The organism is Burkholderia sp. WTPI3 (assembly GCF_021483755.1).
In the GTDB taxonomy this organism is placed as follows: domain Bacteria; phylum Pseudomonadota; class Gammaproteobacteria; order Burkholderiales; family Burkholderiaceae; genus Burkholderia.
Map to the genome: position 1 here is coordinate 281,305 of NZ_JAGIXF010000001.1, position 13,574 is coordinate 294,878.

Sequence of the window (13,574 nt, forward strand, 5' to 3'; positions counted from 1 at the left end):
GCGCGAGGGCGTTTCCATTGGCCCGAATGCGACCTATGCTGAACGAATCCGGTGCGAACTTTGTTCGCTCGATTCGTCCAGATGAGGTGTGCTATGCCTGTATCCGCCACCCTGCAGGATTGCCTGCGCCAGAAGTCATCGCGGTACGAAGTTGTGTACCACCCGTATAGCCATACCAGTATGGAGACGGCCGCTGCCGCGCATATCCCCGGCAATCGTCTCGCGAAAACCGTGCTGCTCGAGGACGACGAAGGCTACGTCGCCGCCGTGTTGCCGACGTCGCACGCAGTGCGGCTGTCGGACCTTTGGGTCAAGACCGGACGCCATCTCGTGCTCGCCAGGGAAATCGAACTGCGCGAACTGTTCAAGGATTGCGACATGGGCGCGCTGCCGCCGGTGTGCATGGCGTACGGGATGAAAACATTCCTCGAGGAACATCTCGCGGAGCAGCCGGAAGTGTATTTCGAAGCCGGCGACCACGAAGCGCTGATCCACATGATGCAGGACGAATTCCTGTCGCTGATGGAGACGGCCGAGCGTGCGCATTTCTCGCACAGGATGCAGGGAATGTGGGTGTCTTGATCGGCTTGTCGCGGGTGGTTTGCGACGGGTGGTGACGGCGTCCGGCGGGCGGACGCGGAGGCAACCGTGCGCCGCTGATTTCGAAAAGATTGCGCCGCGAAAGTGAGGGGTGGCGGACTGGTCAAGATCCACCGATGTTCAGTGGTGGTTTCCGGTGAATTTGTGATTTGACATAATCATAATTATCAACCTGACTGGTTGTAGTGGCTAGATAGAAATGTCCGCTTTCGGACCGCGTAAGCTGACCGGCCGCCGGCTTCCCGGCGCCGGAGGCTGCGATGGCTGCAACGGAACGGATCACGATGACGATGCGCGAGCTGGACCGATTCAAGGTCATTCAGGACGTAGCCGACGGCCCGCAGGCTGCTCTGGTGTTGAAGCACGGGCCGCACGGCAATGCGCCGGACCGATCGCTCATTGGATCGGCGGTACCGCCCCCAGCTTTTCCGACAACATTCGCTCATACACGCCAAAGTGCAGATCGACCTCGTTCTGCGTGACGTGGGTGACCGTGATGTTGATCTGCTCAGGTAACAGACCCAGCACGACCGCGACCGCTGCTTCAAGTTGCGGTGCACAGATCTTGTCCTCCGTCATCGTCGTGCCGACCAGCGCCTCGTAGGTCTTTTCCTGCCGACAGACGACCTCGACGAGTCGCGCCCGCGCACTCATGTTGTTGTCGATCGCGAGCCTGACGACCTCCACGACGGTGCGCATCGTCTCGGTCGGAAAACCCTTCGTCGAGCGCAGCCGGATACGATGCCTGCCCAGCGTAAGCCAGTCCGTGTCGAATTCCATGGCGTCCTCCGCATGCCGTTTCGAACCACTTCGATGATGGGCGCCAGCTTCAAAATTTCAAGTGCAGGAATTCGCCGGCACCTCTTGAAATTTTCCGTAGAGCTCCTATCTTGAGTTTCGCTCAGGCAGACGTGCGAGTCGCTTCATTCCGCACGCTGCGTGTTTCGATTTGTTTGCCAGCAGTCTGGCAGGCGAACTGGAGCGCGTAGGCCCGTTCGCCCCCCGGCTGCACTCAAGGAGGATACGATCATGAGCGATCTTTACTTCGGAACCGACCTCTTCAGCGAGCTTGACCGGCTGCAGCAGATGGCGCAGTTTTTCGGCGGTTTCCCGTCAAGCATCCGCGCCGGCCGTTTCGGCGCGTTTCCTCAGATCAATATCGGTGCGACCGACGAGTCGATCGAGATTGTCGCCTTCGCCCCAGGCCTCGACGTCACCGAACTCGACGTATCGGTCGACAAGGGCCTGCTGATCATCAGCGGCGAACGCAAATCGACACAACCCGACACGGGTGGCGAGACGCGCACCTATACGCAGGAGCGCTTCGCCGGCACCTTCCGGCGGGTCATCGAACTGCCCGACACTGCCGATCCCGACAAGGTTCAGGCGCGCTACGACAATGGCTGCCTGTCGATCAGTATCGGCAAGCGCGAATCGTCCAGGCCGCGCGCCATCACTGTCCAGTAACCCGAGGAGCCGATCATGACCGACATGACCCAACTGGCTGAACGCGACCGCGCCACCGCCGCGCGTCGCGACACTGAACAGCCCCGCCGGATCACACTCACCCCGGCCGTCGACATTTACGAGGACAGCCAGGGCGTCACGCTGTGGGCCGACCTACCCGGTGTGACGAAGGACAAGCTGGACGTCAGAGTTCACGACAGCCGCCTCTCGATCGAGGCCGAGGCGGTTGTGCCGACGCCGGCAACGCTGCGGCTGCAGCATGCCGAGGTCCGCGAACCGCACTTCGCCCGGACGTTCACGCTGTCGCCGGACTTCGATACGTCAAAGATCGACGCGAGCCTCCAGGACGGCGTGCTGAAGCTGACGATCCCGCGCCGCGACGAGGCTCGCCCGCGACGCATTGAGGTCAAGACCGGCAACTGACTCGTCAATGACGGCACGTTGGCCGCACGGGCGGCAGCGATCGCGCTGCCGCCGCCATGAATCAGGGGCGGGAAGTTCCGGTGTCGGTGTCACGCAGGCGTCCTGGAAAAGACATGTGACTCGTACCTTCATGACCGGCCGCGAAGCCATGCGGATGGCGGTCACGTTCCAAACGCCTGCAATGACGCGCGAAGGACATCCGTGCAGCGATCCCCCTGCCCTGATGCCGATCGCCCGTCATGCTGCGAGGCATGTCGAAACGAACCCGGCCGCGTTTTCGCATGCGCGAGTTTTTATAAAAAATCGATCTATTGTGATAAGAAAAGTTATCCCGATAGATGCATTATTTTACGAATCAGACTTTCCGGATCAACACGTCCTGCGTCAAACGGCTGCATCGATCGACGCCCAGCATCGCCATGTTCCGGTCCACTTCGTCGCGCAACAGGCCGATCGCGTGCAGCACGCCCGCCTCGCCGGCCACCGCCGCCGCGTAATTGAACGGCCGCCCGACGAATACCATCCGTGCGCCCATGGCGACCGCCTTCAGCACGTCCGATCCGCGCCGAAAGCCGCTGTCGATCATCACCGGATAATCGGCGCCGAGCGCGCGGACGACGTCGGGCAGGATTCGCATCGGCGACACGGCGCCGTCCAGCTGGCGGCCGCCATGGTTGGACAGGATGATCCCGTCCGCGCCCACGTCGCGCGCGATGACGGCGTCTTCCACACTGAGGATGCCCTTGATCACCAACTCGCCCTTCCACTCCTGCCGGATCCGCGCGAGGTGTCCCCAATCGAGATGGTCGCGCGCGGAGAAATCCCGCAGCACCGACGACGACAGGATCGGCGCGCCGCGTGTCGCAAAGGAATTTTCGAAATGCGGCATGCCGTGCGCGAGAAGCGTCCGTGCGAAGGTGCCCGCGAGCCAGCGCGGGCGCGTGATACCGTCCCAGAACAGCCGCGGGCTGGGGCGCAGAGGCGTACTGAAGCCGGTGCGCGCGTTGTTCTCGCGATTGGCGGACACGGGAATGTCGACCGTAATCACGAGCGTCCGGTAGCCGGCGCGCGCGACACGTTCGAGCAATGCGGTGATGCGCCCGGCATCGCCGGGCAGGTACGCCTGGAACCACGTGCCCGGCGCGGCGGCGGCCACCTCCTCCAGCGGGATGAGCGACGATCCGCTCATGATCGACGCGATGCCCGCGCGCTGCGCGGCGCGCGCAAGCACGATATCGCCGCGATAGGCCGACAGCGCATGGATACCCATCGGCGCGATGCCGAACGGCGACGCATAGCGCCGTCCGAACAGCTCGACCGCCTGCTGCCGTTGCGACACGTTGCGCAGCACGCGCGTGGCAAATCCGTACTCGTCGAAAACGGCACGGTTGTCGTCGCGCGTGCGGTTGTCTTCCGCCGCGCCGCTGACATAGCCGAAGATCGGGCGCGGCAGCACGCGGCGTGCCGCAGCCTCGAAATCGTGAAGACTCAGCATGTTGCGCAGTACGCGCGGCGTACGCGTATCGGCCTGCGGGCGGCTTGTTGCGGGATGGGAGGATGCGGACGGGGTCATTTCAGCGGCCTGTTATCGAATCGATGCGGGAATTTTAGGTACGCGCGAGGTTCATAAAAAGCGATAATCTTCCAATGAATTTGTTCGATAAAAGCGAAAGACAATGGCGACTCCGACTCTCAAGCAACTCGATGCGTTCTACTGGGCTGCGACGTGCGCAAACTTCTCGACCGCGGCGCAACGGCTGCATCTATCGGTGTCGTCGTTGTCCAAGCGCATCAACGAACTGGAGCAGGTCGTCGAGCGCACGCTGTTCGACCGGAGCGGGCATCGGGCCGTGCTGACCGACGACGGCGAGGCGTTGTTGCCGGCCGTGGTGCGCGTGCTGGAGTCCGTCGCTGCGCTGCAGGACTCGGTGGCACGGGACGAAGGACTGAGCGGCCGGCTGCGCTTCGGGGTCGGCGAGCTGTCTGCGTTGACGTGGCTGCCGCGTTTCGTGGCGGCCGTCCAGAAGCAGCATCCGAAGCTGGCGCTGGAGCCGTATGTCGACGTGGGGGCGGCGCTCGAGGAGAAAGTCGACGCGGGCGAACTGGATTTCGCGGTCATCGCGGGCCGCTCGTCGCGCGGCAGCGTGCTGTCGCAGCCGGTCGCGGAAGCGCGGTTCGCGTGGATGGCGGCCGACGCGCTGGTCGGTAGCGAGCGCGTGCTGACGCCGGCGCTGATCGCCAGCCACGCGCTGGTGCTGCTGCCGTCCGGTTCGGGCGTGACGCGCATTCTCGACGACTGGCTGCTTGCGTGCGGCATCAATCACGCTCGCAGGATCGCGTGCAACAACTGGAGTGCGGTGGCCGGCATGTTGCGCGAAGGCGTCGGCATCGGCTTCCTGCCGGTCGACTGGGCACGCGCGCGGTTGGGCGGCGACCTCGTGGAGCTGGCGAGCGAGCCGCCGCTGGCGCCGCTTCCGTATGCGTTCCAGTGGCGTCGCGGCGACGTGCGCGGACTGATTCCGTCGATGTTGTCGCTGGTGCGGCAGCACGCGGATTTCCGCTGACAGGTGCCGGGCCGCCCGGCGTTACGCGCGGGCGGCCCGGCAGATGCGTGCGATCGTCACGCTTCGTCGATGCGCGACACGCGCTTGGGATCGGGCATCCACAGGTAGCACAGCAGCGAAACGAGCACGCAGGCCGACACGTAATAGAAGAACCACGCTTCGTGTCCGATGCTCTTCATCCACAGCGCGACGTATTCGGCGGTTCCGCCGAACAGCGACACCGTAATCGCGTACGGCAATCCCACGCCCAGTGCACGCACGCCGACCGGGAACAGCTCGGCCTTCGCAACGGCACTGACGGACGAATACAGACTGACGATCAGGAGTGCGACGATGATCAGCGCGAGTGCGCCGCCGGTCGTCTGGACGCCGCTGAGGGCCCGGAAAATCGGCACGGTGCAGAGCGTGCCGAGTACGCCGAACGCGATGAGCAGCGGGCGGCGGCCGATGCGATCGGACAGGCTGCCGAAGATCGGCTGCATCACGACGAACGCCAGCAGGCTGAGCACGGAAACCATCGATGCGTTGGCCTTGCTCATCCCCGCGCTGTTGACGAGGAATTTCTGCATGTACGTCGTGTACGCATAAAACGCAACGGTGCCGCCCAGCGTCAGGCCGGCCACGATCAGGCATTCGCGCTTGTGGCGAAACAGGTCCGCGATCGATGCGTGGCGACGCTTGCTTCGGCGATGTTGCTCGAACGATGCCGTTTCCTCCATGTTGCTGCGCAGGAAGATCGCGCTGCAGGCGAGCAGCGATCCGAGCAGGAACGGTATGCGCCAGCCCCAGCTTTCGAGTTGCGCGGTGGTCAGGAAAAACTGTTGCAGCACCACCAGGACGCCCATCGCGAGCAACTGGCCGAGCGACAGAGTCGCGAACAGGAAGCTCGAATAGAAACCGCGGCTGGACGGGTCGGCCATTTCGCTCAGGTACGTTGCCGAACTGGCGTATTCGCCGCCGAGGCTCAACCCTTGCAGCAGGCGAGCCATGACCAGCAGCACGGGCGCGGCGATGCCGATGGTCGCGTAGCCGGGCGTCAGGCCGATGATCAGCGAGCCGGCACACATGGCCAGCACCGAGACGAGCAGCGCGGCCTTGCGCCCTTTGCGATCCGCGTACATGCCGACGAGCCAGCCGCCAATCGGGCGCATGATGAAGCCGACGGCAAAGATGGCCGCCGTATTCAGCAACTGTACGGTCAGGTTGCCGTTCGGAAAGAACGCCTTCGCGAAGTACAGCGAAAACGCCGAATAGACGTACCAGTCGTAATACTCGATGAGGTTGCCTACCGATCCGCTGAAGATGGATCGCAGGTTCGCGAGGGTTCCGGTCCGCCGGGAATCCGTGGCCGTTGCAACAGGGCTGACGCGCGACACGTGAGGTCTCCGTTTCGATTGTGCTCGTTGTCCGGGCAAGCGCGGGCCGTGGGCGCCCCGCCTTGCGATCGGGTGCGGCAAGGTTAGAAGAGACGGTGCTTTGTAGAAAGCGAAATAATGACAATGAGTTTGTTCGCTTTATGGAAAGTCTGGGTGGGTGAATCGCCCTTCTCCACCGCATGCCCGGAACCGGTCATCTTCCCGCGCCCCGATTATCAGGGCTCGATCGTCGAAAAGCCTTGTTGGAAAAGGCGCTGTGCGTTTCAGATACATTGAAATAAAAAAATATCGTATGCGATTTAATCGAATGCGCTTGACGTGCTGAAGCGCGTCGACCAAACTGCATCGCATGCGATCGAATCGCATCCTGGACAAACTTTTGAACCTGATGGAGTGAACGATGAGCAAGATCGAAAAAGTGCTGTACACGGGCAAGACGCATACGACTTCCGGTGGTCGCGACGGCGCCGCGCGCAGTTCCGACGGCCGCCTCGACATCCAGTTGTCGTCGCCGGGCAGCGCGGGCATCGGCACCAACCCGGAACAACTGTTCGCAGCCGGCTGGTCGGCCTGCTTCATCGGCGCGATGCAGCTTGCGGCGCGCGCGGCGAAGGTGACGCTGCCGGTCGATCTCGCGGTCGATGCCGAAGTGGATCTTGGCACGGGCGGCAACGCGTACTTCCTGCAGGCGCGCCTGAACGTGAGCGTGCCGGGGCTCGACCGTGACGTCGTGCAGCACATCGTCGATACCGCACATCAGACCTGCCCGTATTCGAAGGCGACGCGCGGCAACATCGACGTCGAGATCCGCGTTGCCTGAGCGTGTCGTCGGGCGGCGTGCCGCCCTTGCGCATGTCATTCCATTCTCTTGTCGAGGTAAATGATGAAAACCCGATTGATCGCTGCCCTTCTCGTCGCCGTGTCCGCTGCCGTGGCTGCACCGGCCTTAGCCAACGAATCCGGCGTGACGCGTGCACAAGTGCGCGCCGAACTCGTGCAGCTCGAGGCGGCCGGCGATGCGCCGGGCCGCGCGAACGATCCGAACTATCCGGACAATCTGCGGGCCGCGCTGAAGCGGATTCGCGACACCGATGCGACGGTGACCGACCCGCAGGCATCCGGCTACGGCCGCAACGCCGACAGCGCGACGCAATCCGGCAGTCACGGCACGATCCGCACGGCCGAGCGCTCGATCTACTTCGGACATTGAGCATCACGCCGAAGCCGGTGGCAGCGTCCATCACATCAAGCGCATGCGATGTAATCGTGCGCGGCTTTGTTGGTGTGCTGTCGGCATAGACGATCCCGTCTATGCTGTGCGACGGACAGCCTTCACTCGAGGAACCGGCGATGCTGAAAGCAACGACAGGACCTGCAGCAGACACGCAGCACCCGCTCGACAACGCGGTATGGAACGCACTCGCCGGCGCGCAGCGCCGTTTGGCGCTGGGCGGCGATCGCGCGTTGCGGTTTCTCCCGACGGTCGCGCCGTTTGCCGGCATGGCCGAGCGCAGCGCGGCCGCCTTCGACGCATTGCGTGGCTTGATCGAAGCACATGGGCCTGCGGCGCTCGTCACGCCGGACGAAATCCCGACGCCGGCCGGCTTTTCCGTGGTCTGGCGCGCGGTGCTGCATCAGATGGTCTGGCAGGGAGCGCTCGACGACGCGCGTCCTTTCGAGCATGTCCCGCTGACCGAGGCCGACGTGCCGGAGATGCTCGAGCTGATCGCGGCGACGGAACCGGGCCCGTTCGGCCCGCGCACGATCGAATTCGGCGGCTATATCGGTGTTCGCAGGGAGGGCCGGCTCGTGGCAATGAGCGGTCAGCGGCTGAAGGCCGGCGGGCATGTGGAGATCAGTGCCGTGTGCGTGGATCCCGCGTTCCGTGGTCAGGGGCTCGCGGCGGGATTGATTCGGTCGTTGATCGCAACCTGCCGCGCACGCGGGGAAACGCCGTTTCTGCACGTGCTCGCGTCGAACCGCGTCGCGATCGAGCGCTATCTGGCACTCGGCTTCGTCACGCGCCGCGACATGCATTTGCTGGTGCTCGGGAGCACGGCAACCGCGGCGAGTGAGCCGGAGAAGCGACCTTGACCGACGGGGTGCATCGGCCGCTGACGGCCTGACAGGCTTGGTAAATCCGGAGATGACGGTGGCCGGCGAAAGCCGCTTCGCCGGCCGGATATCGAACCTGCGTCTGTTCGCCTATTCGTTGACCGAGTCGATCAGATTGCCGCGCAGCGTGACGATCGCCTTCTGCATCTTCGCGAATTCGTCGGGTTTCAGGCCGGTCGCTTCGATCAGGTTCATGTCGAGCCCTTTCTCGCGCACGCGGCGGCCGCTTTTCGTCAGGCTCACGAGCACCTGGCGCTCGTCCGACGGATCGCGATGCCGCTCCAGATAGCCCATCGCCTCGAGCTTCTTCAGGATCGGCGTCAGCGTGTTCGATTCGAGGAACAGCTTTGCGCCGAGTTGCCCGACCGTCTGATTGCCCTCTTCCCACAGTGCAATGATGGTGATGTATTGCGTATACGTGAGGCCGAGTTCTTCGAGGATCGGTTTGTAAGCCTTGCCGAACGCAAGGTTCGTCGAATAGATCGCAAAACACAGAAACTCGGACAGCTTCGGCGTGGCAGGCGATTGTGCTTCGGTCGGTTTCATGAACGTCCTCCATCGACGCGCGATCGGTCGCAGATGAACGCATTATATGTCGCGTGCGATCTTATCGGAAGCAAGACTATCGTTGCCGATCAAGAAGATGCGCGAACCTGGACGTCCGCTCGGTGTCAGTTTCGCGCGCCGCTTCGCTGTCGGCTCACCGACAGCAGCGAACACTGCACCGGATACGCGATTTCGGTCGCGCGGCCGCCGGCGGCAAACCGCGGGATCATCAGCCAGCGCTTCATGCGTCCTCCACGACGGAAAGACTCGCGCCGTCGGCGACCGACGCGTCGAACGCATACGGATCGACACCGTCGAGGCAGCCGAGATTGACGCGCCAGCATCCGGGATCCTTGCGCGTCTGGTGGAACGGATAGACGCCGCAGCGGCTGCAGAAATAGTGACGGGCCGTGCGCGTGTTGAAGCGGTAGAGCGTGAGCGCGCCCTCGCCTGCGACGATTTTCAGGTCGCTCGCGGGGAACATCGGGCTCATCAGCGCACCTCGGCGGCGGCAGAGGCTGCAGTTGCAGCGAGCCGCCGGCGCAAGCTCGGTACGGACTTCGAATCTGACGGCCCCGCAATGGCAGGACCCTTTGAACCACGTGGCAGACATGACGCGCTCCTCGAGAGGTCATGCCTGCGTTATAGCAGACGCATGTCGATGCGTTGTATCGCTCTGTATCCGCACGGCGCGCAGATACAGAGCATTGCAATTTTGCGGCGCCGGATGCGTGTGGCCGCGTATATCTGGAAATCAGTCCAGTACGTGCTGCAACCGCGCGATGGCCGCGCGCGTTTCGCGCTCGAGCGTCGCGAACAGTTCGGCAGCCGGCAGCGACCGGACGAGCGGCGCGGCCTGCCCGGCCCATTGCGCGCCGTAGCCGAACTCGCCTTTTGCTTTCGCGGCCGCATGCAGAGCCTTGCCCGCGTCGTAGGCGATCGGATAGGCCGGCGTGGCCGGCGCGTCCGGATCGTCGCCGAGCGCGGTCAGGCGGTTCGCGAGGCCGCGCGCGATACGGCCGGAAATCGCGCTCGTGAACGTCGTGCGCCGTGCGGCGTCGCCGAGGATCGCGCGACGATAGCCGTCGTCGATCGAAGTCTCCGGGCAGGCGACGAAGGCCGTGCCGAGCTGTGCGGCCTGCGCGCCGAGCGCGAGCGCGGCGGCAACGCCGTCGCCGTCCATGATGCCGCCTGCCGCGATCACCGGCAGCGCGCATTCGTGCACGATCAGGCGCGTCAGCGCGAACGTGCCGAGCCGGTCGTCGTGAGCCGTCGAGTCGAACACGCCGCGGTGCCCGCCGGCCTCGATGCCCTGCGCGACGATCGCGTCGATGCCGGCCGCGGCAATCTGCCGGGCTTCGTCAAGATTCGTCGCGGCCGCGAACAGCGTGGTGCCCGCGCGCTTCAACGTGGCGATCGCCTCATCGGACGGCAACCCGAAATGAAAGCTGACGACGGCGGGTTTTTCATCGAGCAGCATCGCGAGCATCGCGTCGTCCGCGACGAAGCTCGTGTAGATCTCCGACAGCGCCGCGGGCGGCGTCGCCCCCTGTTCGCGAAACGCGGGCGCGAGCCAGTCGAGCCATGCGCGCTCGACGGCGGCGTCGGCGACGGCCGGCTGGTGGCAGAACAGGTTGATGTTGAACGGCCGGTCGGTGAGCGCGCGCGTGTCGCGAATCATCTTGCGCGCACCGTCGGCGTTCGTTGCGCCGACGCCCAGCGAGCCGAGGCCGCCCGCGTTCGACACGGCCGCCGCCAGCACTGGCGTGCTGACGCCGGCCATCGGCGCCTGGATGATCGGGACGCGGATGCCGAGCGTGCGCAACAGCGTCCGGTTGTCGGTCGGGTGATTCATCGTCGGTTGCCTCCGGTGGGCTGCCGAAGCACGCACCTGCCGCGGCAGCGGCAGGTATCGCGCTTCCGGTTTCCTCGTAGAATAGCGGACCGGGAAACCGCATCCAAGGCCGTCAGCGCGCAGCGTTCGCCGAACGCTTCGCCCGACATCAAGCGGTTTCACGGCATCACGAACAATACGAAGACAACTCATGAAAAGAAGAACATTTCTCGTGCTGCCCGCCGTGGCGGCATCCGGTGTGCTCGCCGGCTGCACCAACTTCGGTCCCGTCACCAATCACGTGATGAAGGATCCGGAATACCGGGAAACGCTCTCGGCGTTTCTGATCAGCGCGGACGGGAAGAAACTCGTCGTGCTCGGCACGCGCTATCACTACATTTTCGATGTGCCGCCGGCCCTTGCCGTCAACCTCACGGCGCCCTATCGCCCCAAGCTGTATACCGATTTCGACGATTTCGAGACGCACGGCGACACGATCACCGGGCGTTACGTGTTGCAGCTCTCGCGCGAAGATGCACCGGCCGGCTCCGAACTCCGCGAGCGCGCGCTTGCCGACGGCTTCAAGGACCGGGGCTACGAGCTGACGGAAAGCGGCACGATCAGCGGCAAGCGTTACCAGCCGAACGACGTCACGCCGTCGTCGATCCCGCAGGCGTTCAATCATGCATACAACGTCAAGGTGATCGAGCGGCCGTCGGTGCTCGGCCAGGGCGCGAAGCTCGCGCTGTCGCCGATCACGATGGCGGCCGATGGTGCGATCGGTCTCCTCGGTTTGGCCCTGTTCCCGATCGCGCTCACCGCGTTCGTCATCGCGGCGCATTGAAACTGGAAGCAACCATGAAAACGTTCCCCCGCAAGATGTTCCGGATCGGCTGCATGGCCGGCTGCCTGATATTCGCGCAACACGCCGTCGCCGAGGACGACTGGGACGCCGCCCGTCACGTTCGTGCCGACTGGGTGTTCGCGTCGATCAAGGAAAGCGACGTGCGGCCGACGCTCGAGCGCACACTGAAGGACCAGGTGCGATGGGCCGAACTGCCCGGCAACGCGCCCGATACGGGTGAGTTCCGCTGCACGAAGCTCGCGTTGCCGCCGCCGTCGGCCGATGCACAGGCGGCGTTCGACGCAGCGCCGTCGCCGCGCGGCCGCGACGCCGACAAGGCGTATGCGAAGGCCGCGTCGCTCGGTTCCTGGCGCGCGGCCGCGCGTCTGGTGAACAGTTCGCTGGAGGACGAGGACTGGGAAGGCGCGCAGCCGGCGATCGCGTGGCTGCTCGTGCATCATGTGCCGGCCGGATACAACAAGCTCGCGGACGTGCTTCAGGCGATGTCGGGCTACGACGGCGATACGCCCGGCGAGCGCATGCGCGGGATGATCGCGTCGCTGCGCTGGCGTGCGGCACGCGAGGGCGACCCCGTCGCTCAGATGGAGATGGCCGATCTGTTCGAGAAGCTGGGCAAGACGGACGTCGTCACCGCGCTGCGCACGTGTGCGACGCAGCAGAATCCGGAACTGAAATGATGCGCGGGCCGGTGCGTTCGCGGCATGTCCGCACGCAACGCACCGGCCGGTCCGATATCGGCATCGTTGGCCGCGCACGCGATATGCGCGGCTCTCCCTGGTCGCCGGCATGTCGAGAAAGGGGATCGCGCGACCGGCTGTCGTTGCCGCGCGTGGCGACCGATACCTGCATCGCATCGAGGCGTGAGCGAACGTACATGTCGGCTTTGCCGGCGGCGGAAAGACCGGCGGGCCGGCCACCGCACCCGTACTGCGACACCTGATCCGCCCGGTCGGAGCGCTTCGTGAAATACTTGCGCCACGCGTCTCTCCGGAACCTCGCGATGAGCGAAATACCCGCCGCACCCTCGTCCTTCTTCCTTGCGCGGCGTGTGCTCGCATGCGCCGCGGCGCTGCTGTGCGCCGCGCCGGCGATCGCGGCTTCACCGGTGCGCGACGCTCGCACGGCGCAACGCATCCTGTTTGTCGGCGACAGCCTCACGCACGGCCGCTACACGCCCGTGCGTTCGTACGGCGCGATGAGTACCGGCGAAGCGGCGATCGCCGGCGACGCGTCGGTCGTCGATGAAAACTACGGGCAAACCGGCGCGCGCGCGGAACGCGAACCGGGCCCGTGGGGTGGCATTCCGGGCATCGTCGCGCGCTTCGCGCTCGAAGCCGGGCTCGACTATGAGGTTCATCTCGAGGCGATGTCGGCGACGAGCCTCGCGAAACACGACCGCGTCGCATCGGACGTGATCGACCGCCCCGCCTGGGATGCGATCGTGCTGCAGGAACTGAGCGCGAAGCCGCTGCCGTTCGCGCTCACGCACAGCCGCGCCAGCGATCCGGCCGGCTTCTGCGCCAGCGTCGCGAAGCTGGCGCGCGGCATTCGGGCGGCAGCGCCGCATGCACGCGTCTATCTGTACGAAACCTGGCCGCGCGCCGATCTCGCGCGAGCGCTCGCCGGAGATCCCGACAGCGACGGCTTTCACGCACGCTACGTCGAGCGTCTCGCCGCGATCGTCGCCGCGTATCGCGACGCGTACGAAGGCGCACGCCGGACCGATTCGTCGATCGTCGCCGTCGCACCTGTCGGACGCGCGTGGCAACGTGCGTGGGCGACGG

15 protein-coding genes and 1 pseudogene are annotated in these 13,574 nt (G+C 64.9%); 10 read left to right on the forward strand and 6 right to left on the reverse strand.

Features of this window, described 5'->3' with window-relative positions:
• Positions 1-93: 93 nt before the first annotated feature.
• A complete protein-coding gene (locus J7024_RS01320) occupies positions 94-582 on the forward strand; it encodes an aminoacyl-tRNA deacylase (RefSeq protein ID WP_096505238.1) in 489 nt (162 codons plus the stop codon).
• 414 nt (positions 583-996) lie between these two features.
• Here the strand turns inward: J7024_RS01320 and J7024_RS01325 are convergent, their stop codons facing one another.
• Positions 997-1,380 carry a hypothetical protein gene (locus tag J7024_RS01325; RefSeq protein WP_124825668.1) on the reverse strand — a complete coding sequence of 128 codons (384 nt, stop codon included), beginning with the start codon at positions 1,378-1,380 and terminating at the stop codon, positions 997-999.
• Positions 1,381-1,629: 249 nt separating this feature from the next.
• On the opposite strand from J7024_RS01325, the gene J7024_RS01330 reads away from it, so the two are divergent.
• On the forward strand, positions 1,630-2,067 hold the full coding sequence (locus tag J7024_RS01330; RefSeq protein WP_175750869.1) for an Hsp20/alpha crystallin family protein: 438 nt from the start codon (positions 1,630-1,632) through the stop codon (positions 2,065-2,067).
• A gap of 15 nt (positions 2,068-2,082) precedes the next feature.
• Entirely contained in the window at positions 2,083-2,490 is a 408-nt protein-coding gene (locus J7024_RS01335) for an Hsp20/alpha crystallin family protein (RefSeq protein WP_124825670.1), read from the forward strand.
• A gap of 355 nt (positions 2,491-2,845) precedes the next feature.
• Here J7024_RS01335 and J7024_RS01340 read toward each other — a convergent pair whose 3' ends face one another.
• Positions 2,846-4,063 (reverse strand): alpha-hydroxy acid oxidase, encoded by a 1,218-nt coding sequence (locus tag J7024_RS01340; protein ID WP_124825671.1) that lies wholly within the window; start codon positions 4,061-4,063, stop codon positions 2,846-2,848.
• Positions 4,064-4,166: 103 nt separating this feature from the next.
• Between J7024_RS01340 and J7024_RS01345 the strand changes: the two genes are divergently transcribed.
• Positions 4,167-5,054 carry a LysR family transcriptional regulator gene (locus J7024_RS01345; RefSeq protein WP_124825672.1) on the forward strand — a complete coding sequence of 296 codons (888 nt, stop codon included), beginning with the start codon at positions 4,167-4,169 and terminating at the stop codon, positions 5,052-5,054.
• Between the two features lie 56 nt (positions 5,055-5,110).
• On the opposite strand, the gene J7024_RS01350 is transcribed toward J7024_RS01345, so the two are convergent.
• Positions 5,111-6,430, reverse strand: coding sequence for an MFS transporter (locus tag J7024_RS01350; protein WP_124825673.1), 1,320 nt, complete (start codon positions 6,428-6,430; stop codon positions 5,111-5,113).
• A 400-nt stretch (positions 6,431-6,830) separates the two neighbouring features.
• Between J7024_RS01350 and J7024_RS01355 the strand changes: the two genes are divergently transcribed.
• The 3 genes from J7024_RS01355 to J7024_RS01365 all read left to right on the forward strand — a co-directional run bounded on the left by J7024_RS01355 (position 6,831) and on the right by J7024_RS01365 (position 8,524).
• A complete protein-coding gene (locus tag J7024_RS01355; RefSeq protein ID WP_175760630.1) occupies positions 6,831-7,250 on the forward strand; it encodes an organic hydroperoxide resistance protein in 420 nt (139 codons plus the stop codon).
• 63 nt (positions 7,251-7,313) lie between these two features.
• A complete protein-coding gene (locus J7024_RS01360) occupies positions 7,314-7,640 on the forward strand; it encodes a DUF4148 domain-containing protein (RefSeq protein ID WP_124825675.1) in 327 nt (108 codons plus the stop codon).
• A 140-nt stretch (positions 7,641-7,780) separates the two neighbouring features.
• A complete protein-coding gene (locus J7024_RS01365; protein ID WP_124825676.1) occupies positions 7,781-8,524 on the forward strand; it encodes a GNAT family N-acetyltransferase in 744 nt (247 codons plus the stop codon).
• Positions 8,525-8,635: 111 nt separating this feature from the next.
• Here J7024_RS01365 and J7024_RS01370 read toward each other — a convergent pair whose 3' ends face one another.
• The 3 genes from J7024_RS01370 to J7024_RS01380 all read right to left on the reverse strand — a co-directional run bounded on the left by J7024_RS01370 (position 8,636) and on the right by J7024_RS01380 (position 10,946).
• Positions 8,636-9,091 (reverse strand): MarR family winged helix-turn-helix transcriptional regulator, encoded by a 456-nt coding sequence (locus J7024_RS01370; RefSeq protein WP_124825677.1) that lies wholly within the window; start codon positions 9,089-9,091, stop codon positions 8,636-8,638.
• 241 nt (positions 9,092-9,332) lie between these two features.
• Complete coding sequence (locus J7024_RS01375) at positions 9,333-9,704, reverse strand: GFA family protein (protein WP_124825678.1); 372 nt, start codon at positions 9,702-9,704, stop codon at positions 9,333-9,335.
• Positions 9,705-9,845: 141 nt separating this feature from the next.
• Positions 9,846-10,946 carry an NAD(P)H-dependent flavin oxidoreductase gene (locus J7024_RS01380; RefSeq protein WP_124825679.1) on the reverse strand — a complete coding sequence of 367 codons (1,101 nt, stop codon included), beginning with the start codon at positions 10,944-10,946 and terminating at the stop codon, positions 9,846-9,848.
• A gap of 190 nt (positions 10,947-11,136) precedes the next feature.
• Between J7024_RS01380 and J7024_RS01385 the strand changes: the two genes are divergently transcribed.
• The 3 genes and pseudogenes from J7024_RS01385 to J7024_RS01395 form a co-directional block, all read left to right on the forward strand.
• Positions 11,137-11,769 (forward strand): 5-formyltetrahydrofolate cyclo-ligase, encoded by a 633-nt coding sequence (locus J7024_RS01385; RefSeq protein WP_124825680.1) that lies wholly within the window; start codon positions 11,137-11,139, stop codon positions 11,767-11,769.
• Positions 11,770-11,783: 14 nt separating this feature from the next.
• Positions 11,784-12,467: a hypothetical protein gene (locus tag J7024_RS01390; protein WP_124825681.1), complete on the forward strand. Its 684-nt coding sequence runs from the start codon at positions 11,784-11,786 to the stop codon at positions 12,465-12,467.
• Positions 12,468-12,790: 323 nt separating this feature from the next.
• A pseudogene (locus tag J7024_RS01395) lies at positions 12,791-13,574 on the forward strand (hypothetical protein); the annotation flags it as partial.